The organism is Actinoallomurus sp. NPDC052308 (assembly GCF_040679195.1).
Taxonomy (GTDB): Bacteria; Actinomycetota; Actinomycetes; order Streptosporangiales; family Streptosporangiaceae; genus Actinoallomurus; species Actinoallomurus liliacearum.
In genome coordinates this window covers 64728-84999 of record NZ_JBFAUM010000016.1, presented here as the reverse complement: position 1 = coordinate 84999, position 20272 = coordinate 64728, and the positions used below count along the sequence as shown (strand labels likewise).

Genomic DNA, 20272 nt, shown 5'->3' with positions numbered 1-20272 from the left:
GGCCGGGTCCCCGACTCATGCCGCTGCGAGGCATTCTCCGTACCGCGACCGGCCTGCTGCAGACGACCACGACGGTGCCCGGTACGGCCGCACGGGCGTCGGGGATGGTCCCGCGCGCGGTACGGCGCGCCTCGGGCGAGGCGGCGCGTCTGTCCGGCGCGGTGCTGGGCCTGCCGGCTGCCGCAGCCGGCTCCGGCGCGCCGGCGAGCCTGCGGGCCGCATTGAGCCTGCCCCAGGCCGCGTTGAGCCTGCCGCGGGCCGCGTTGGGCTTGCCGCAGGCGGCGTTGGGCCTGCCCCGGGCCGCGTTGGGCTTGCCGCAGGCGGCGCTGAGCCTGCCCGGCGTGGCGCTGCGCGCGTCCGGTGCGGTGCTGGGCCTGTCCGGGATGGCACTGATGAGGCCCGGCGCCGCGGTGGGCCTGCCCGCGGTGGGTCGGCTGCCGGGTACGGCCGCGCGGCTGCCCGGCGCGGTCGCCGCTCTGCCGGGACTCGCGGTCCGGGCGTCGGGGGAGATCTCGCGGCTTCCAGGGGCGCTGGTGCGGCTTCCGGCGGCCGCCGCGCGGGCGTCGGACGCGGCCCTGCAGGATCCGGGCGCCGCGCTGCGCGGCGCCATTGAGACGGCGGAGCAACGCCGGGTGTACCGCGGCGACGAGCGGACCAGCATCCGGGTCCGCGGCCTGCACCACGCCGGCCGTACCGACATGGCGCGCGACCTCGTCACCGGGATGAACGACGTGGCGGGGGTGCGGCGGGCCGAGGTGAACGGCGTTCTCGGCACCGTGACGGTGGTCCATGACGATGACGTTCCCGTCGAGGAGCTGACCGCCGTGGTCGACGCGGTCGAGGAGCGGCACGACGCCGCCTCGGATCCGTACGCCGGGCATCCCGACCCGGGCCACCGGCAGGCGGTCCTGCGGGAGAGTGCGATCATGGCCGCGTACCTGACGGGCGCGAGCGTCGCGATCACGGGCAGACTGGTGTTGCGGGCCGTGCCCGTCCCCCCGGCGGTGGGGACCCTGATCGCGATGGCCGACGCGACGCCTCAGGTCCGGGACCGGCTGACGCGGTTGATCGGGCGCCCGGCCACCGACCTCCTCCTCGGCGGCAGCGTGGCGAGCCTGCAGGCGCTGGCGCAGCAGCCGACCGGCCTGATCATCGGCTTCGTGCACCGGATGACCCGCACCGAGGAGGCGCGCGGGTACCGGTCCGCGTGGCACCGGCGCGTCGAGCACCTGATCCATGAGGAGGGCTCCTTCCAGGCCCCGCCGTTGCAGGTGCCGAAGCGGCCCGTTCCCCTGCCGTACGGCCCGGTGGAGCGGGCGGCCTGGACGGTGCCCACGGCGATCACCGCGTCGGTGGGCGCGTACGTCTTGACCCGCGACGCGACGCGGGCGCAGGGAGTGCTCGCCGCGGGCGTGCCGAGGGCGGCGCGCATGGGCCGCGAGGCGTTCGCCACCCAGCTCGGCATGGTCTTCGCCGGCCGGGACGTCGTCGTCATGGACCTGCAGAGCCTGCGCCGGTTCGACCGGGTGGACCACGTGATCGTGGACGCCTCGGTGCTGCGCACCGGCGACATGGTGATCGAGGACGTCGTCTCCCTCCCGTCGTCGGTCACCGCCGAAGAAGCACACGAACGTGCCCACGCCCTGGTGGACCTGGATCACCCGGAGGCCCGGCGGCGGGAGGGCCCCTGGGCGATCTCCCGGCTGCGGCCGACCGCTGTCCCGGCGGACGCCCGCGAACGCGCGGCCGAACTCCGCGAGCGCGGCGCGACCGTGCTCCTGCTGACCCGCGACGGTGAACCGGCCGCCCTCGTCTCCGTCGTGGCCGAACTCGACCCCCTGGCCGAGGCCCTGATCGACGCCGCGAGGGGAGTGGGGTCGGTGGCCGTGGCCGGCGCCTCCGTGCTGGCGCAGCGGCTTTCCGTCGACAGCGCGGTCCCCGGCGGCGACCGGCTCCTGGACTCCGTACGCGAGGCCCAGGAGGACGGGCGCGTCGTCGCGCTCGTCGCCGCGCGCGATGGTGCGCCGCTCGCGGCGGCGGACGTGGGGATCGGGCTGTTCGGCCCCCGTCACCGCCCGCCCTGGGGCGCGCACCTGCTGTGCGGTCCGGGCCTGGCCGACGCGATCCTGCTCCTCGAGTCGATCCCGTCGGCCGGACGTACCAGCGCACGCGCCGCGCGGATCGCCTACGTCGGGTCGGTGGCCGGGGCGCTGCTGGCCGTGGCCGGATCGCCGGAACACGCGCCCCGGCGGGCGCGGCTGGCGATCGACCTCGCCACCGTGTCGGCGTTCGTCATGGGCAGCCTGTCGGGCCGGGCGCTGGCCCGGCGACCCGCTCCGGTGCCCCAGGACCGTACGCCCTGGCACGCGTGGCCGGCCAAGGCCGTGCTCACCCGCTTGGGGTCGTCGATGTCCGGCATCGACGAGGACGAGGCCGCCCGGCGCCGCTCGGACCTGGGTGAGGAGATCCGCCCGCCCGGCCTCGCCCAGGTGACCGTCGACGAACTGGACAACCCGCTGACGCCCGCGCTGGCGGCCGGCGCCGGGGTGTCCGCGGTGGTCGGTTCGATCATGGACGCGGCGCTCATCGGCGCGGTCCTCGGAGTGAACGCGATGATGTCCGGCCTGCAGCGGGTCCGCGCGGACCGCGCGCTGCGGCAGCTCGTCGACATGAGCGCGGTGCGGGTCCGGCTCCGGCGGCCCGGCGAGGGCGGTGCCGAGCCGCAGGAGACCGCCGACCGGCTCGTTCCCGGCGACGTCGTCGTCCTCACCGCCGGGGACGCGGTTCCGGCGGACCTGCGCCTGCTGTCGGCCAAGGACCTGGAGGTCGACGAGTCGAGCCTCACCGGCGAGTCGCAGTTGGTCACGAAGAACCCGCGGCCCAGCATGGCCCGGTCGGTGGCCGACCGGCACTCGATGCTGTACCAGGGGACGGTGATCGCGGCGGGGGACGCGGTCGGCGTGGTCGTCGCGACGGGCGCCCAGACGGAGGTGGGGCGTACGACGCGCCAGGGCGGCGCCGATGATCGTCCGGGCGGGGTCGAGGCGCGGCTGCGCGCGCTGACGGAGGTGACCCTGCCGGTCGCCCTGGGGGCCGGCGTGGTGCTCTTCGGGACGGATCTGCTGCGCGGTGCCACGCTGGCCCGGGCCCTCGGGCCGGCGGTCAGCCTCGCCGTCGCCGCCGTGCCGGAGGGGCTGCCGTTCGTGGCGACGGCGGCCGAGCTGGCGACGGCGCGGCGGATGTCGCGGCGCGGCGCGCTCGTCCGCAATCCGCGCACGATCGAGGCGCTCGGCCGGATCGACGTGCTCTGCTTCGACAAGACCGGCACGCTCACGGAGGGGCGGTTGCGGCTGGGGCAGGTGTCCGACGGCATCGCGTCCCATCCCGCCGAGGGGCGGCTGTCGCCCGCGTTCCGGGAGATCATCGCGGCCGCCGTCCGCGCGACGCCGGATCCCGGGGGCGGCCGGCTGCCCCACCCGACCGACCGGGCGATCATGAGGGCCGCCCGCAAGCTCGGCATGGACGCCGCGGAGGGGCTCGGGTCGTGGGAACGGGTCGATGAGCTGCCGTTCGAACCCGCGCGCGGCTACCACGCCGTGCTCGGCCGTACGGACGGCCGGCAGCGGCTGAGCGTGAAGGGCGCGCCGGAGATCATCCTGGAGGCGTGCGACACCTGGCAGCGCGACGACGGGCCGGTTCGGTTCGACCAGGAGGCGCGGGAGAAGGTCGACCAGGAGATCGACCGGCTGGCCCGCCTCGGGTACCGCGTGCTGGCGGTCGGGGAGCGCGCGGCGTCGGGGCGCCGGGACCTCACCGCGGAGCGCATCGACCGGCTGGGCTTCCTCGGCCTGCTCTGCATCGCCGATCCGGTACGGCCCACCGCCGCCGAGGCCGTCGGCCGGCTGCGCAAGGCGGGCGTCGACGTGGTCATGATCACCGGGGATCACCCGACCACCGCCGAGGCGATCGCCGCCGAGCTGCGGCTGCTGAACGGCCGGATCATGACCGGGCCGGACCTCGACGCCCTGCGCGACGAGGAACTGGCCGACGCGCTGTCCGGGGTCGCGGTGTTCGCCCGGGTCAGCCCGGCGCAGAAGGCCCGCGTCGTGCAGGCCCTGCGCGCCGCCGGGCGGGTGGTCGCCGTCACCGGGGACGGCGCCAACGACGCGCCGGCCATCCGGCTGGCCGACGTGGGCATCGCGCTCGGCGAGCGGGCCACTCCCGCCGCCCGTGAGACGGCGGACGTGGTGGTCACCGACGACCGGATCGAGACGATCACCGACGCGATCGCGGACTGCCGCGCGATGTGGCGCTCGACGCGAGACGCCCTGGCCGTGCTGCTGGGCGGCAACCTCGGCGAGATCGCCTTCACCGTGGGGACGGGGCTCCTGAGCGGGCGCAGTCCCCTGAACGTGCGTCAGCTCCTGCTGGTCAACCTGCTCACCGACATGCTTCCGGCGATCGCCCTGGCGGCCCGCCCGCCGTCCGGGGTGACGAACGAGGAACTGCTGGCCGAAGGCCCGGACCGGTCGCTCGGCGGCGCGCTCACCCGGGACGTCACGGTCCGCGCGGGCGCCACGGCCGGGGCGGCGCTGGCGGCGTGGGTACTGGCCCGGGCCTCCGGAACGCGCGGTCAGGCGGACACGACGGGCCTGGTCGCGCTCGTCACCACCCAGCTCGCGCAGACGATCGTGGCGGGCGGGCGCGATCCCCTGGTGCTCGGCTGTGGCCTCGCGTCACTCGGCGCCCTCGCGTTCATCGTGCAGATGCCGGGCCTCAGTCACTTCTTCGGCTGCCGGCCGCTGTTCCCGCACTCCTGGGCCATCGCCCTCGGATCGGGCGTGAGCCTGGCCCTGGCGGCCGTCGTGCTCACCCGGATCCGGCGACCCAGCGTCTGACTTGGGAGAATGTTCACCTATCCGTCACCTCCCAGCGCGACCATCTATTCGGACAAGCAGGCATAATTCAGGCGAAGGTATCCCCACTCAACCCCGTAGGTGCCCCATGCCTGACCTCGTGGCGACCGTCCTCGCCAAGGCGCTCGTGATGCTCGTCGAAGCCCTTGTGACCCGGCTGGCCCTCTACCTGGTTCAGACCGGAATGTACCGTCAGCTCTGGGCGGCGGCCTGAGCCTTTGACCTTCCGCCGCCCGCGTTCCGCGGCCTGAGCCTTTCACCCCACGCGGCCCGCGTCGCCGACTCGTCCTCAGAAGTCGGCGAGCAGGCGGGCCGCCGCGATCTCCAGGCGCGCCTGAATCTCCTCGTTCGTGGAGTGGCCGCGGAGCATCTCGATCATCTCCATCACCCACACGCTGCCGAGCGACCGCAGGAGGGCGCGGGTCTCCTCGCCCTCGCCGGGATCGGTCCCCGTGGCGCGGCCCAGCAGGCCGGTCATGCGGTTGCCGAAGTCGGTCTTGACGTCCGACAGCAGCAGTGACCGGATCAGCGCGTCGGCCAGCTCCGGCTCGCGCATCAACCCCCGCGTCGCGCGCATCAGCACCTCGACGGCGCGTCCGGCCGCGGTCGCCGAGCGCGGCGGGCGGCGCTCCAGGCTGCCCTCGAGGGTGTCCATCTCCTCGCTGACGACGGCGACGACCAGGTCCATCTTGGACGGGAAGTAGCGGTAGAGCGTGCCGAGGGCCACGCCGGCGCGCTCGGCGACGGTCCTCATCTGCATCGCCTCGACGCCGCCGCGCGAGGCGAGGGCGGCGGCCGCCTGGACGATGCGCCGGCGGCGCTGCTGCTGGCTGCGGGAGCGGACCCCCGGGTGGCCGGCGGCCGTGGACTCTGCCGTCACGACGACTCCTCAAACTGCGGGCGCGGTGCCCGCCCGCGCGTGTCGTAGATCAGCGTACCGCCCGGCGAGAACACGTTATGCATGCCGCGACCTACCGGACGATTGCTCGTTCCATCGAGGTAAGCGGAGCCTGACGCGGCCGGATGGGCGGTCGGAGACCGTCGGCGGTGGACACATACTAGAATCTGTTCTAGTTTTCTTCCGGTGAGTCCGGGAGGTGACGCGGTGTCCGAAACGGTGGCCGAGCTGATCCGGGCGCGGTCCGCCGACGACCGCGTCGGGCTCCGCGCCGCCGACGACGCCTGGACCTGGCGCGAGGTCGCCCGGGAGTGCGCCGAGCGCGCCGGCTGGATGGCCGAGACCGCCCGTCGCGAGCCCGGGACGCGGCCGCTGCACGTCGGCGTCCTGCTCGACAACGTTCCCGAGATGGTGTTCCTGCTCGGCGGCGCGGCCCTGTCCGGGAACGTGATCGTCGCGCTGAACACGGCACGCGGCGCCGACGAGCTGGCCGGTGACGCGACCCGCGCCGACTGCGACCTGATCGTGACGGAGCCGCGCCACGCGGCCCTCGCGGAACGGGTCGCCGCCCGCACCGGCCTGCCGATCATCGAGCCGGGGCGCGCCGCGCCCAACGGGGAGCCCGTGCCGGTCGCGCCGGAGACCCTCCTGATGCTGATCTTCACGTCCGGCACGTCCGGGCGGCCCCGGGCGGTCCGCGTCACGCACCGCAAGGTCGTCGTTCCCGGCGCGGTGCTGGCCGACCGCCTGCTGGGACCCGACGACGTCGTCTACTGCCCCATGCCGCTGTTCCACTCCGGCGCGGTCATGGCGGCGTACGCCCCGGCGCTCGCCGCCGGCGCGCAGCTCGTCCTCCGCGCGCGGTTCTCCGCCTCCGGAACGCTGCCCGACGTCCGCCGGTACGGCTGCACGTACCTGCACTATGTCGGCAAGGCGCTGTCGTACGTCCTGGCGACGCCCGAGCGCGCCGACGACGCGGACAACCCGCTCCGCGTGGCGTTCGGCAACGAGGCCGCGCCGCTGGAGCAGCGGCGGTTCGCCGAGCGGTTCGGCTGCGCGGTCGTCGACGGGTACGGCTCGACCGAGACGGCGATCGCCCTGTCGCCCGATCCGGCCGGCCCGCCGGGGGCCCTCGGCCGCCTCGGCGACGGCGTGCGGATCCTCGATCCGGCCACCGGCCGGGAGTGCCCGCCCGCGCGGCTGGACCCCGCCGGCCGCGTCCTCAACGGCGACGAGGCCGTCGGCGAGCTCGTGAACACGCGCGGGCTCGGCCTGTTCGACGGCTACTACAACGAGCGCGCCGACGACCGGCTCCGGGACGGCATGTTCTGGAGCGGCGACCTCGCCTACCGGGACGAGGACGGCTTCGTGTTCTTCGCCGGACGGGACGCCGACCGCCTCCGCGTGGACGGCGAGAACTTCGGCGCCGTCCAGGTCGAACGGATGCTCGGCGAGCTGCCCGGCGTCGCGGCGCTCGCCGTGTACGGCGTGCCGGACGTCGCGGCGGGCGACCAGGTGATGGTGGCGCTGGTCGGCGCCTTCGACCCGGAACGGTTCGCGGCGTTCCTGCGCGGGCGCGCCGACCTGAGCCCCAAGTGGACGCCGCGCTACGTCCGGGTCGCCGACCGGCTGCCGGCCACCGCGTCGAACAAGATCGTCCGGCGAGCGCTGGCGGCGGACGCCTGGAACACCACGGACCCGGTGTGGTGGCGGCCCGGCCGGGAGCTCCGGTACCGCCGCCTGACCGGCGAGGACGCCGTCCGGCTGCGCGCCGAGTTCGAGAGCCGGGGCAGGGGACACCTGTGGCCCGCCGGGAGCACCGGCTCGGCGGCCGGGCCGTGGGAATCACGATGTGAGGAGGGGGACCGTGGACTTCGACCTGGACGAGAGCGCGCGTGAGCTGCAGGACCTGGCGGACGGCCTGTTCGGCCGCGAGGTGACGACGGAGCGCCTGGAGGCGCACGAGAGGTCGGGCGCGCCGTACGACACCGCGCTGTGGCGGGCGATGGCGCAGGCGGGCCTGCTCGGCGCCTGCCTGCCCGAGGACATGGACGGCGCCGGGCTCGGGGCGGTGGAGTTCGCCGTGATCATGCGCCAGGTCGGCGCGCACGTCGCGCCGGTCCCCGCGTACGGCTCCCTCGTCGCGGCGGCGACCCTGGCCGCGCACGGCACCGCCGGGCAGCGCGGCCGGCTCGCCGACTTCGCCGCCGGCGGATCGGTCCTGAGCGTGGCGGTCCGCGAGCCGGGCCCCGGCGTGGCCACGACGGCGCGCCGTGACGGGGACACGTACGTCCTCGATGGGATCAAGACCTTCGTCCCGTACGCCGAGCAGGCCGACGCCGTCCTCGTCCCGGCGCTGATCGGCGAGGAGATCGGGGTGTTCCTCGTCGAGCCCGGTCGGATGGCGCTCACCCCGCAGCCGTCGGCCACCGGCGAGCCGCTGTCGCGGGCCGGTCTGGAGGGCGTACGGGTCGGCGCGGACGCGCTGCTCGGCGGCGGCGCCCACGAGACGCTCACCGGGTACGCCACCGCGGGCGCGGTCGCCGTCGTGTCCGGGGCGCTCGACGCGGCGCTCGCGCTGACCACCGCGCACGTCAAGACCCGCGAGCAGTTCGAGCGGCCGCTCGCCGAGTTCCAGGCCGTCACGATGCAGATCGGCGACGTGTACATCGCCAAGCGGGCACTCGACGTGGCGGTGTGGGCGGGCGTGTGGCGGCTCGCCGAGGGGCTCGACGACGCGGCCGAGGTGCTCGCCGTCGCCGCGTACAACGTGTGCGAACCCGCGCTGGTGGCCTTCTACACCTGCCAGCACCTGCACGGCGGGCTCGGCCTGGACGTCACCTACCCGCTGCACCGGTACTTCGCCTGGGCCAAACACCACGCACACCTGCTGGGCGGCGCCGAGGCGCAGTTGGACGCGATTGGAGCTCTGGTGGCCTGATGTTCATCGACCTGACCGACGAGCAGAAGGCGCTGCGGTCCGAACTGCGCGCGTACTTCGCCTCCTGTCTGACCGAGGACCAGCGGAACGACATCGCCGACGACCCGTTCGGGACCGCGTACATGGCGCACTGCCGGCGGCTCGGCAGCGACGGCATGCTCGGCATCGCGCTGCCGAAGGAGTACGGCGGCGGGGGCTTCGGCCCCGTCGAGCAGCAGATCTTCGCCAACGAGATCGCCCGCGCCGAGGTCCCGTACCCGATCATCACGCTGAACACCGTCGCGCCGACGCTCGTGCAGTTCGGAACCGACGCGCAGAAGAAAAGGTTCCTGCCGGGAATCCTCGCCGGGGAGTGCCACTTCGCGATCGGCTACAGCGAACCCGGCGCCGGGACGGACCTGGCCGCGCTGCGCACCACGGCGGTACGGGACGGCGACCACTACATCGTCAACGGCCAGAAGATCTTCACCTCGGGCGCGCACTACTCGGACTACGTCTGGCTGGCCGCGCGGACCGACCCGGACGCCAAGAAGCACAAGGGCATCTCGATGCTCATCGTCGACTGCAAGGACCCCGGCTTCTCGTGGACGCCGATCGTCACCATGGACGGCCGCCACCACACCAACTCCACCTACTACCAGGACGTCAAGGTCCCGGCCGACCTGCTCGTCGGCGAGGAGAACAAGGGCTGGAACCTCATCGTCAACCAGCTCAACCACGAGCGGGTCACGCTCGGCCCGGCGGGCAACATCGGGCACACCTACGACCGGTTCGCCCACTGGGCGCGGACGAAACCGGGCCGCGACGGCCGTCCGCTCATCGAGCACCCCGACGTACGGCGCGCGATCGCCCGCGTGCACGCGTACCTGCGGGTCAACGAGCTGCTCAACTGGCAGGTCGCCGCGAGCATGGATCTGGGCTGGCTGGGCGCGCCCGATGCGTCCGCCACCAAGATCTACGGGTCGGAGCGCATGCAGGACGTCGGCCGTATCGTCGGCGACGTCCTCGCCCGGTACGGCGATCCCGGCGACGAGGAGACCCGTGACCTCATCGATCGCCTCGACCACGGCGTGAAGGGCGCGATCGTGCTGACGTTCGGCGGCGGCGTCAACGAGATCCAGCGGGAGCTGATCGCGATGATCGGCCTCGGCCTGCCGAGAGCCCCCCGGTAAGGAGACACGTTGCACGAACGGCTGATGGCCCTCGCGGAGGAGCTGACCGCCCTGGGGGAGCGGCCCGCCGCGCCCTGCGCGGACCCGGTGAACGCCGCGATGATCCGCAACTGGACCCAGGCGCTCGGCGACCGCACCCGCTGGGCCGGGACGGCGCCGCCCGCGATGATCCAGGTCTGGTCGATGCCCGGCCTCGCCCGGGACAAGCCCGGCACGGTCGCCGACCGGATCCTGACCCTGCTGAACGAGGCCGGCTTCACCGGCGTGGTCGCGACCAACTGCGAGCAGACCTACGACCGGTACCTGCGGCACGGCGAGGAGCTGCGCTCGACGATGCGCTTCGGCGGCGTCACCGGGCCCAAGCGCACCGGCCTGGGCGAGGGCTACTTCGTCACCTGGCACCAGACCTGGTACTCCGGGGACGAACGCGTCGCCGAGATGATGTTCCGGGTGCTGAAGTTCCGCCCGCGCGCGACGGGCGGCCGGGCCGCGAAAGGCCGCCGCTTCCGGCCCGCGATCGGCCCGGACACCCGGTTCTTCTGGGACGGCGTACGCGCCGGGGAGCTGCGAATCCAGCGCTGCGCCGAGTGCGGTCGGCTGCGCCATCCGCCCGGTCCGATGTGCCCGGCCTGCCACGCCACCAAGCGCGACCACGTCACCGCGAGCGGGCGTGGCACGCTCCACAGCTACGTCGTCCACCACCACCCGCCGGTTCCCGGGCTCGATCCGCCGTTCGTCGTCGCACTCGTCGACCTGGAGGAGGGCGTGCGCGTCGTCGGAAACCTGCTCGACTGCCCACCCGACCAGGTCCGCATCGGCATGCCGCTCGAGCTGGTCTTCCAGAAGGTGGACGACGACCTCACCCTGCCCCAGTGGCGCCGCGCCGGCTCCCCGGCGAAGCCGGCCACACCGCTCCGGTCGGACACGTCGGAGGCGTCGGGCGCGGAGCGCGAGGCGGGGCCGGCCGAGCTGAGCATCGAGCTGACGCCGACGTTCGTGATCGCCACCGCCCTCGCGACGCGCGACTTCACGCCCGTGCACCACGACACCGCGCTGGCCCGGGCGCAGGGGTCCAAGGACATCTTCCTGAACATCCTCACCACGATGGGCCTGGTCCAGCGCTACGTCCTCGAACTGCTGCCGGACGCCGTCATCGAGGGCATCTCCGTACGGCTCGGCGTCCCCGCGTACGCCGGTGACACCCTGACCCTGACCGGCCGGGTGGTCGACGACCGCACCGTCGAGGTGCGCGGCGCCGTGAGCCTCGGCGACCACGCCATCGCCACCGTACGACTCAAGGGGCGATCATGAGCATCTCCGGGACGGCGGCGATCGCCGGGATCGGGGCGACCGAGTTCTCCAAGGAGTCGGGCCGCTCGGAGCTTCAGCTCGCCGCCGAGGCGTGCATCGACGCGATCAAGGACGCCGGGCTGACGCCGGCCGACGTCGACGGCCTCGTGACCTTCACGGCCGACGCCAACACCGAGATCGCGGTGGCGCGGGAGCTCGGCATCCCCGGCCTGTCCTTCTTCTCCCGCGTGGACTACGGCGGCGGCGCGGCCTGCGGAACCGTCGCGCACGCGGCCATGGCGGTCGCGACCGGGCTGGCGGAGACGGTCGTGTGCTACCGGGCGTTCAACGAGCGTTCGGGGCGCCGCTTCGGCCAGGCGGCGGCCCGGTCGGAGCACGCCGTGAGCGCCGCCGACCTGGAGTTCTCCTGGCACCTGCCGTACGGCTTCGCGACCCCGGCCGCCTGGGTCGCGATGTACGCCCGGCGGTACATGCACGAGTACGGCGCGACCAGTGAGGACTTCGGGCGGGTCGCCGTGGCCATGCGCCGCCACGCGGCGACCAACCCGAAGGCGTGGTTCCACGAGCGGCCGATCACCCTGGAGGACCACCAGGCCAGCCGGTGGATCGTCGAGCCGCTGCACCTGCTCGACTGCTGTCAGGAGTCCGACGGCGGCGTCGCGATCGTCGTGACGAGCGCCGAACGCGCCCGCGATCTGCCCCACCCGCCCGCGGTGATCAGGGCGGCCGCGCAGGGCTCCGGGCCCGGCCAGATGATGATGTTCTCCTACTACGAGGGCGACCTGACGACCCTTCCGGCGATGGGCCGCGTGGGGGAGACGCTCTGGCGGCAGGCGAGGCTGGACCCCGCCGACGTGCAGACGGCCATCCTGTACGACCACTTCACGCCGTTCGTCCTGGTGCAACTGGAGGAGCTCGGCTTCTGCGGACGGGGCGAGGCGAAGGACTTCGTCGCGGACGGCGGCGTCGAGCTCGGCGGCCGGCTGCCGGTCAACCCGAACGGCGGCCAGCTCGGCGAGGCGTACATCCACGGCATGAACGGCATCGCCGAGGCCGTCCGCCAGCTCCGCGGCACCTCCGTCAACCAGGTCGCCGACGTGGCGAACGTCGTCGTCACCGCCGGCACCGGCGTCCCGACCAGCGGCCTCATCCTCGCCCGCCCTTGAACCCGGCTCGCGGGACGCCTTCGTACACCTTGGACGTGCTGGTCGTTGGACAGGAGGCCGGCCCCCAACCCCGCAAGGGGATGGAGGCCGGCCGGTTGCACACCGTGTTCAGCTGTTCTTGCCGTTCCGGCCGTTCTTCTTGCCGTCGGCCTTGCCGGTCTGGTTCTGACGGGCGCGGGCCTCGCGGACCTTGATCCCGACCCCGATGGCGGCCGCGGTAACGACGCTCGCGGCGGCCTCGACCGCTTCTCCAGGCATATTGGGCATCTTTGCTCTCCTCTGTCCGGTTGTTCGCCACCGCAGCGTGTTCGCTGCGGCGATGACAACCGTCCCGAAGCGATGCCCGCCTGCAAGCCGGAGTGGTTCGCCGAGGCTCACGCCGGTGCGCGAAGTACGGCATGAGCAGGGGCGTCCAGAACGCTCGGTGAGCGCTGCCCTCGGTCGGACGAATCGGGACGGATCATGGCCCGTTCCCCGCCTTCACCGAGCGTTGTATATGCGGCGGTGTCAGCGGTCCAGGCACGCGCGCAGGGCGGTGATCAAGCGGGTGGCGCGGGCGTCGCCGTGGCCGACCATGCGGTTGGCGACGTAGGCGAACCCGACGCCGTACTCGTCGTCACCGAAGGCGAACTGGCCGCCGGCCCCGTCGTTGCCGAAGCTGCGCCGGCCCGGCATCGGCCGGAAGGACGAGTTGAGCAGGAAGCCCGAGCCCCAGCGCGCCCCGGCGTCGAAGCCCAGCCAGCCCTTCCCGGCGGAGACCTCGCGGACCGCGTCCGTCACGGTGTCCGGCGTGAGCAGCCGCTCCCGGCCGTCGATTCCGGTGACCGCCGCCGCGTACAGCCCGGCGAGCCCGCCCGCCGACGCGGTGGCGCCGGCACCGGGCAGCTCCATTCCGAGCAGCGCCGGGTCGTTCCAGCCGTGGGGTTCGTCCAGGCCGGGGAAGACCAGCGCGCCGTTCATCGTCACCATGCGGGTGAGCAGGTGCTCGGGCCCCGGCATCCCGGGCCGCCCCTCCGCTTCGACGAGCCGCGCCCGGCCGCTCATCTCCTCGTCCGGCAGGCCGATCCAGGCCCGTAGCCTCAGGGGGTCGCCCACGGCCTTGCGGAAGTAGGCGCCCGGGGTCAGCCCGGTGAGGCGCCGGATCACCTCGCCGAGGAGGAAGCCGAAGACGTGGCCGTGGTATTCGTACGCCGTGTTCGGCTCCCACAGCGGCCGCTGCTCCTCGATGGCGTGGATCACCGGCGTCCAGGCGGCGATCTCCGCGAAGGACAGCGTCTCATCGAGGACGGGGACGCCCGCGCGGTGCCCGAGCACCATGCGGGAGGTGATCGACTCCTTGCCGTTCCGCGCGAACTCGGGCCAGTACCGGCCGACCGGTGCGTCGAGGTCGAGGCGTCCTTCCTGCGCGAGGAGGTGCACGCACACGCTCACGATGGCCTTGGCACAGGAGAACACCGGCACGACCGTGTCCTGCTCCCACGGTCGGCCGGTCCGCTCGTCCGCGACCCCGCCCCAGAGATCCACGACCTTGCGGCCACCGGCGTACACCGCGACCGCCGCGCCCAGTTCGGGGAAGTCCGCGAAGTTACGCGCGAACGCGTCGGCGACGGCTCCGAAGCGCTCGTCGGCCCATCCGTGATACCGCTCCACTGTTCCCGTCCTTTGCGTGGTCGTCATGCGTGTCGCCGGCCGCTCACCGACCGGGCTGGTGCGCCGGCCAGTTCTCCAGGAGCACGTGGAGCGCGTCCAGCGAGCGCGACCAGGAGTCCTCGACCTCGCGGGGATGTGCGAAACCGCCGCTGAGCTCCAGGTGGATGTAGCCGTGGAAGGCCGCGCGCAGCAGGCGGCCGGCGTCGGTCAGGTCCGGCTCGGTCAGGCCGTAGGCGCGGAGCATGCCGTAGGTCAGCTCCACGCTGCGGCGCAGGGCCACGGAGTCGGCGACCTCTTCCGGGTCGAACCGCATCTGGGTCGCGGCGTACCGGCCGGGGTGTTCGAGCGCGTACCGCCGGTAGGCGTTCGCGAAGGCGACGAGCGCGTCCTTGCCGGCCCGGCCCGCCACCTCGGCGGCGATACGGTCGGTCAGCTCCTCGCCGCCGAGCAGGGCGATCCGGACGCGCAGCTCCCGCAGGTTCTTGACGTGGGAGTACAGGCTGGCGTCCTTGACTCCGAACCGCCGCGCGAGCGCGGAGACGGTGACCTGCTCGAGCCCGACCTCGTCCGCCATCTCCGCGGCGGCCTCCGTCAGCTTCGCCGCACTGAGCCCCGCCCTGACCACGCGCCGCCCCCGTCCCTTCCTAGAACCTCTAGGTTTCAACCTAGCATCGTTAGGCTTGCGGGTGCGTCGGCGATCCTGGCGTCAGCCCTGCGCCGTCTCGAGCTGCGGGGCTACCGGAGCGGACGCGTCACCAACCCCAACGGCGCAGCTCGGCGTCTTGCAGGATCTGCCGCAACTTCTCTTGGTCCGCTCGCCACCCCACCAGGTGGTAATAGTCATCCGCAGGGAAGCTGATGACCGGAACACCAGGCGCGTGGGCGCGCACCGCCTCCAACACGGAGGAATGGCGGTAGCTCCACCCGTGAACTTCGGTGTGGAAGCTGACCGCCGTCTTCATCCGTGCTTCCGGCAGGTCCCGATCCAGCTCCCGGAGCTGTTCCCACACGTGGAGTTCCAAATCAGGCTTGGCGAGGATCTGCTTGAGGCGTGCGAAATGGTCTTCGGGAGAGCCGGCAACGGAAGAATTCAATCGAACTCCCACGCATTCGACGGCGCCACGAAGGAACTCTGTACGTCGGGAGAACAGGATCAGCGCGTTGATCTCGTCCCAGGGAATCCGTCGTGCCTGTCCATCGGGTTCAGATCCCGGGTAAACGCAGTCGGCGAAGTAGACGCCATCGGCATCGATGGAAAAGGCGACCCGGCCCTTGGAGTGTCCCCGGGCAAGTCTTACCGTACCGAAGCCGACCATCCCGAGCGCCGTGCATAGCAGAGCGAGAGCCGGCGGGCCGTCATCCAGATGTGCGCCGCGCGCGGCCTGAACGAGCCAAAGGGACGACAGCACGATTGCGATCCCGCCTGCGGCGACCGACGCAATGGGCCCGAAGCGCCGGAAGCGCTCGACGTACGGGGGTGGTGCGACCCCGTGGTGCTCGGCTGTCTTCCCGGCGATCACGATGAGAACCCTCCGGCCGGAACCTGCTGCACGCCACACCCTAACCGACCAGCGCGCCGTACGCCGTGCGTCCGAGAGCACGGTGTACGGCGCGCCGTGGGCCGGCGGAATGGCGCCGACCTCGAAACGGTGCCTTATGGCGCCCTGGACGGGGCACCGATCTGTTCGCGTGGCGGCCTCGTGTGCTATTTGTAGTATTCGGCTCCCACCTGTACCAGCGTCTTCGTGCCGATCACGTACACGCCGACGTAGTAGTTCGACCGGGTGTTCGCGTGTTTGAAGACCAGGTTCTTCCAGTGGCCATCGCAGCGCATATTGTGGCTTTTCACGGGGACTGTGGCACCGTAGATCGCCGCGAACATCGTGTCGCCGCCCCTCCAGTACCAGCATCTGAAGATGATGCCCAAGACCTTACTTCGGGTCTTGAAGCGATTGGAGCGCCACGAGTTGTAGGTGCCGCTCGTCCAGGCCGCAGCCGGCCCCCAGAGGTGATACCACTTCGCGCCGGCCTCGCTTATGGGAAGGTCTCCCGGAACAGGCGCCGAAGACGCGGACGGTGTCGTGGCGGCGTTCGCGACGGATGAGGTCGGCGCGGTCGCGCAGACCGTTGCGACTAAGACCGCGAGCATGGCGATGAGCATTTGGACTTTTCGCACGGACCGTTCCCTTCGCGGATGGATGATAACTAGTCGCGAAATTAGCATGAGTGCGGCTATATCTGTCGTCCGCTATTGGTCGCCCGAATGCCGGGGAGTCAGTGTTTTCCACGATGTGCCGGTGGACGCCGCGCCGTCTGGTGGCCTTCTTCGGTTTCGGTGCCGGACGCGTGGTCGTGCTGCGTCGACATTTCCGCCACCCCGTCCCGAAGCCGGTGCCGGGGCGGATCGGCGACGCGGCATCGCGGTCGGCCGCCGGGACGGCCCGGACGATGCCGGACGTGGCGCGGCCCTTCGGTCCCGATCGGATGCCTTCGGGGGCGGAGGGAAGCCGTAAAGATTCCGTAATCGGGTTCGGCCACGCTGAAGGCACATCAGGACGGCGGGGCCGGACGGAGCCGCCGCTCCCACGCATCGCCCGAGAGGAAGCAGCCGTGCGCAAGCTCAAGCTCCAGGTTCAGACCACCGCCGACGGCTACATGGGAGGCCCGAACGGCGAGATGGACTGGATGACGTTCCCGTGGACCGACGACATCAAGGCGTACATCACGGCGCTGATGGAGCCGGTCGACACCATCATGCTGGGCCGCAGGCTCGCCGAGGGGTTCATCCCGGCCTGGGAGGCGGGCCCTCCCGGTGAGGACCAGAAGGCCATCGACGCGATGAACAACACGCCGAAGGTCGTGATCTCCGACAGCCTCACCGAGTCGCCCTGGAAGAACGCCGTCGTCGCGGGCGGCGATCTCGCGGAGATCGTGAAGCGGCTCAAGTCCGAGCCGGGCGGGGACATCATCGTCTACGGCGGCAGCACGCTCGTGACGAGCCTGATCGCCCAGGGGCTGATCGACGAGCTGCACCTGTTCGTCAACCCGAGCGCGATCGGCGTCGGGCTGCCGGTGTTCCCCTACGCCCACGGTGTCCAGCGGCTGAACCTCGTCGCCGCGACGCCGTTCGACTGCGGGATCACCGCGATGCACTACGAGCCGAAGCGGGCCTGAGACCGTGTGCCCAATGCTCGGTGAACGCCGTCGCGAAGCGCCTATACCCGGGCGCCGAGCGGCCCGGCCAGGACGTTCACCGAGCATCGCGTACGCCCCCGGCCGCTCAGGGCCCGAAACGAGCCCAGACGACCTTGCCCGGGCGCTCCCGGGACGGGTACCAGCCGAGCCGGCCGCCGGTGAGCTCGTTGATGATGAACAGGCCGCGTCCGGTCTCCGCGACCTCGTCGACGGCGATGATCCGAGGCAGGTTGACGCGGTCGGGGTCCCACACGCCGACCTCGCCGACGCCGTACCGCGGAGTCGCGACCCACGTGTGGATCACCTTGCCCGGATAGAGCCGACAGGCGTTCGTCGTGAGCTCCGTGAGGATCAGCCGGCCGAGGTGACGGACCTCCTGCGACAGGCTCCAGGACTCGGCGGCCTGATCGACGAGGTTGCGCACCAAGTAGACATTCTCGGCGCAGGCGTGCAATTCAAGGGTGAGGCGGGGCGGCGGGACCCATTCCTCCGGACTTGTCGTGACCATGCGGCGTCCTTTCGGGAAAACTCCCTGCATTCGCGTGATGACGTGTGGTGACATGGTCTGTGGACAGAGAAGCCGCTGGTGAGGACTGTCGTATCCAGGGGTGAACGTGCCGACTCTCGCACCCCCAGTTGTGAAGAGTCGCGACACCGAGGAGGAGTGGCGAATGGCGATCGGCAAGAAGCGCCCCAAGACGCTCGAACTGTTCGGTTCCCAGGTGAAGCGGTACCGCTCGATCTCCGGTCTCTCCCAGGATCAACTAGGGGAGAAGGTCCCCGTCTGCGGCTCCCACATCGGCAAGATCGAGCGCGGTGAAACGCGCTGCGACCGGGCCATCGCCGTCAAACTCGACGAGATCCTCGACACCCGCGGAGCCCTCCCGTCCCTCTGGGACGAACTGGTCGTGGATGCGGCCTTCCCGGTCTGGTTCGACTGGCCCGAGGTCGAGTCCGAGGCCGAATTCCTGGGGACCTACCAGTGCCTGGTCGTGGACGGCCTCCTCCAGACCGAGGACTACGCCTCAGCGCTGCTGGGCGAAGACACGGCCGCGACCGCCGCTCGCATGAAGCGCCAGGCGATCCTCTCGCGTGAGGATCCGCCACCGCCTCGCGTATCCGCGCTTCTCGCGGAGGCCGTCCTGCGGAATCAAGTTGGCGATCGCGACGTTATGCGCGGGCAGCTCGAACACCTGCTGTCCATCGTGTCCCCGCGTATCTCCGTTCAGATCGTTCCCGACCCGTTCGGCCCTATCGGCACGGCTGGGGGATTCGTTCTCGCAACTCTTCCGAACCGAACCGAGCTGGCGTACGTGGCGACAGCCGTTCGCGGAATCACGACGAGCGAACCGGACGACATTCGCCTACTCTCGGAAACGTACGATCAGATCCGGTCTCGAGCCCTTCCGGTGGAGATGTCCAGAGATCTGATCCGCCGGGTTCTGGAGGAACGATGGACGTGACGGCCAGCTCTTGGAGAAAAAGCAGTCACAGCGAAGGAAACGGCGGTCAATGCGTCGAGGTGACCGTCGTTGGGATGAGCGCGGCGGGCTGACGCGGCCGATCAGCGGGGAGTGCTGACGCGGCCGATCAGCGGGGAGTGAGGATCACGGGGAGGCCGTGTTTCGGCTGGTAGGTCATGGCGTAGTGGCCGGTGACCTGAACGCCGGGCGCGGTCCGCACCTCGTACGCCTGGGCGATCGTCGCGATCAGCAACTGCGCGATCGTGAGCGCCATCGGTTCGCCGATGCACAGGCGTTGTCCCTTCCCGAACGGGTAGTACGCCTCGCGGGCGCGGGAGTCGTAGCGGTCCGGGGCGAAGCGGTCCGGGTCGAACGCCTCCGGGTCATCCCAGAAGCGCGGGTCGTGGTGGGTGGCGTACGGGCTGAGGATGATGTTCGCGCCGCCGGGGATCGCGTACGGGCCGACCACGTCGTCCTCGACGGAGCCCCGGAAGTACATCGGGAACGCCGGGTACAGCCGGAAGGTCTCGTCGACGACCCGCCGGGTGTACGTCAGCTCGGTGAGGTCGTCGTAGCCAGGGGCCCGGCCGCCGAGGACCCGGTCGACCTCCTCCCGCAGGCGGGTCGCGGCCTCAGGGTGTCGGCACAGCAGGTGCCAGGCCCACGCGACGCCGGTCGCGGTCGACTCGTAGCCGGCGATGAAGATGGTGAAGATCTCATCGCGTAGCTGACGGTCGCTCATCCGCTCGCCGGTCTCGGAGTCCTCGGCCTGGATCAGCGTGCTCAGCAGGTCCTCTTGGGCGTGGCCGTCGGCCAGGGCCGCACGGCGGGCGGCGATGAGAGCGTAGATCTCCTTGTCGAGTGCCTCGATGGCGCGCCGGTACCCCGTGGCGCCGGGGGTCGGCAGCCACGACGGTACGAAGAACGTCCAGACCCGCCGGGTCATGCCGGCGAACACCCGGTCCGTCAGGTCCAGCAGGCGGACGGAGCGTTCCTCGTCCACGGCGGTTCCGAACAGCGTCTCCAGGATGATCCGGATGTTCATGCGCACGGACTCGTGGAGCATGTCGATCGGCGTGCCGTTGGTAACGGCCGGGGCCCAGCCCGCCATGGAGTCACGTACCGTTTCCCGCACGGTCTCGGCCATACGCTGGATCTGCCGATTGTGGAAGGCGGGCTGCATCAGCCGCCGCTGCCGCCGCCAGAAGTCGCCGTCGCTGGTGAACAGGCCGTTGCCGAGGGCGAGCCGGATGCCGTCCATGATGCTGCCCTTGATGTAGTTGGCCGCGTTGCCGACCAGGATGTGGCGTACGTAGTCCGGGTGGCTGACGAGATAGGCGCGGACCGGTCCGGCCCCGAGCCGTACCAGGCCGTCGCCTTCCCGGGCGGCCTTCATGCAGAAACCGAACGGGTCCCTCGCCAGCGCGACGAGGGGAACGCCGCGGACTCCGGGAACCGGTACGGGCGTGTCGGCCCGCGTGGCTGTACTCATCTGGAGCTACTCCTGACTCCGGCCGATATGCCGACGGCCCGTGTGCGGTCCGGCTGCCGGCCGAAGAA

At 71.8% G+C, this 20272-nt stretch carries 18 protein-coding genes; 10 read left to right on the top strand and 8 right to left on the bottom strand.

Annotated elements, in window-relative coordinates; translation table 11 throughout:
• Window positions 1-17: 17 nt before the first annotated feature.
• Together AB0L00_RS30100 and AB0L00_RS30095 are read left to right on the top strand one after the other, a co-directional pair.
• Window positions 18-4898 carry a cation-translocating P-type ATPase gene (locus AB0L00_RS30100; protein ID WP_364440455.1) on the top strand — a complete coding sequence of 1627 codons (4881 nt, stop codon included), beginning with the start codon at window positions 18-20 and terminating at the stop codon, window positions 4896-4898.
• Between the two features lie 106 nt (window positions 4899-5004).
• The gene (locus tag AB0L00_RS30095) at window positions 5005-5130 is read left to right on the top strand and encodes a hypothetical protein (protein ID WP_364440454.1); all 126 of its coding nucleotides are present in this window, start codon (window positions 5005-5007) and stop codon (window positions 5128-5130) included.
• 75 nt (window positions 5131-5205) lie between these two features.
• Here the strand turns inward: AB0L00_RS30095 and AB0L00_RS30090 are convergent, their stop codons facing one another.
• Window positions 5206-5796 carry a TetR family transcriptional regulator gene (locus AB0L00_RS30090; RefSeq protein WP_364440453.1) on the bottom strand — a complete coding sequence of 197 codons (591 nt, stop codon included), beginning with the start codon at window positions 5794-5796 and terminating at the stop codon, window positions 5206-5208.
• Between the two features lie 225 nt (window positions 5797-6021).
• Here AB0L00_RS30090 and AB0L00_RS30085 point away from each other — a divergent pair, with 225 nt between their 5' ends.
• Genes AB0L00_RS30085 through AB0L00_RS30065 form a run of 5 tightly spaced genes read left to right on the top strand, consistent with a single transcriptional unit; the run spans window position 6022 to window position 12404 of the window.
• A complete protein-coding gene (locus AB0L00_RS30085; RefSeq protein WP_364440452.1) occupies window positions 6022-7713 on the top strand; it encodes an AMP-binding protein in 1692 nt (563 codons plus the stop codon).
• Window positions 7682-8755 (top strand): acyl-CoA dehydrogenase family protein, encoded by a 1074-nt coding sequence (locus AB0L00_RS30080; protein ID WP_364440451.1) that lies wholly within the window; start codon window positions 7682-7684, stop codon window positions 8753-8755. Before AB0L00_RS30085 ends, AB0L00_RS30080 begins: the two co-directional genes overlap by 32 nt.
• Window positions 8755-9927 (top strand): acyl-CoA dehydrogenase family protein, encoded by a 1173-nt coding sequence (locus AB0L00_RS30075; RefSeq protein ID WP_364440450.1) that lies wholly within the window; start codon window positions 8755-8757, stop codon window positions 9925-9927. Before AB0L00_RS30080 ends, AB0L00_RS30075 begins: the two co-directional genes overlap by 1 nt.
• Before the next feature lie 9 nt (window positions 9928-9936).
• Window positions 9937-11238 (top strand): OB-fold domain-containing protein, encoded by a 1302-nt coding sequence (locus AB0L00_RS30070; protein ID WP_364440449.1) that lies wholly within the window; start codon window positions 9937-9939, stop codon window positions 11236-11238.
• Complete coding sequence (locus tag AB0L00_RS30065; protein WP_364440448.1) at window positions 11235-12404, top strand: lipid-transfer protein; 1170 nt, start codon at window positions 11235-11237, stop codon at window positions 12402-12404. Before AB0L00_RS30070 ends, AB0L00_RS30065 begins: the two co-directional genes overlap by 4 nt.
• A 108-nt stretch (window positions 12405-12512) precedes the next feature.
• Here AB0L00_RS30065 and AB0L00_RS30060 read toward each other — a convergent pair whose 3' ends face one another.
• The 5 genes from AB0L00_RS30060 to AB0L00_RS30040 form a co-directional block, all read right to left on the bottom strand.
• Window positions 12513-12671: a hypothetical protein gene (locus AB0L00_RS30060; protein WP_364440447.1), complete on the bottom strand. Its 159-nt coding sequence runs from the start codon at window positions 12669-12671 to the stop codon at window positions 12513-12515.
• Window positions 12672-12911: 240 nt separating this feature from the next.
• Window positions 12912-14054, bottom strand: coding sequence for a serine hydrolase domain-containing protein (locus tag AB0L00_RS30055; protein ID WP_364440446.1), 1143 nt, complete (start codon window positions 14052-14054; stop codon window positions 12912-12914).
• 43 nt (window positions 14055-14097) lie between these two features.
• Window positions 14098-14679: a WHG domain-containing protein gene (locus tag AB0L00_RS30050; protein WP_364440445.1), complete on the bottom strand. Its 582-nt coding sequence runs from the start codon at window positions 14677-14679 to the stop codon at window positions 14098-14100.
• 127 nt (window positions 14680-14806) lie between these two features.
• Entirely contained in the window at window positions 14807-15574 is a 768-nt protein-coding gene (locus AB0L00_RS30045) for a hypothetical protein (protein WP_364440444.1), read from the bottom strand.
• Window positions 15575-15759: 185 nt separating this feature from the next.
• Window positions 15760-16215: a hypothetical protein gene (locus AB0L00_RS30040; RefSeq protein ID WP_364440443.1), complete on the bottom strand. Its 456-nt coding sequence runs from the start codon at window positions 16213-16215 to the stop codon at window positions 15760-15762.
• Window positions 16216-16664: 449 nt separating this feature from the next.
• On the opposite strand from AB0L00_RS30040, the gene AB0L00_RS30035 reads away from it, so the two are divergent.
• Window positions 16665-17228, top strand: a complete 564-nt coding sequence (locus AB0L00_RS30035; protein ID WP_345356944.1) for a dihydrofolate reductase family protein — start codon at window positions 16665-16667, stop codon at window positions 17226-17228.
• Window positions 17229-17334: 106 nt separating this feature from the next.
• On the opposite strand, the gene AB0L00_RS30030 is transcribed toward AB0L00_RS30035, so the two are convergent.
• Window positions 17335-17757, bottom strand: a complete 423-nt coding sequence (locus AB0L00_RS30030; protein WP_364440442.1) for an ATP-binding protein — start codon at window positions 17755-17757, stop codon at window positions 17335-17337.
• A 163-nt stretch (window positions 17758-17920) separates the two neighbouring features.
• Between AB0L00_RS30030 and AB0L00_RS30025 the strand changes: the two genes are divergently transcribed.
• Both AB0L00_RS30025 and AB0L00_RS30020 read left to right on the top strand, forming a co-directional pair.
• Entirely contained in the window at window positions 17921-18712 is a 792-nt protein-coding gene (locus AB0L00_RS30025; RefSeq protein ID WP_364440441.1) for a helix-turn-helix transcriptional regulator, read from the top strand.
• Window positions 18703-18804: a DUF397 domain-containing protein gene (locus AB0L00_RS30020; RefSeq protein WP_364440440.1), complete on the top strand. Its 102-nt coding sequence runs from the start codon at window positions 18703-18705 to the stop codon at window positions 18802-18804. Before AB0L00_RS30025 ends, AB0L00_RS30020 begins: the two co-directional genes overlap by 10 nt.
• Before the next feature lie 35 nt (window positions 18805-18839).
• On the opposite strand, the gene AB0L00_RS30015 is transcribed toward AB0L00_RS30020, so the two are convergent.
• Entirely contained in the window at window positions 18840-20204 is a 1365-nt protein-coding gene (locus AB0L00_RS30015) for a cytochrome P450 (RefSeq protein ID WP_364440439.1), read from the bottom strand.
• Window positions 20205-20272: the final 68 nt, after the last annotated feature.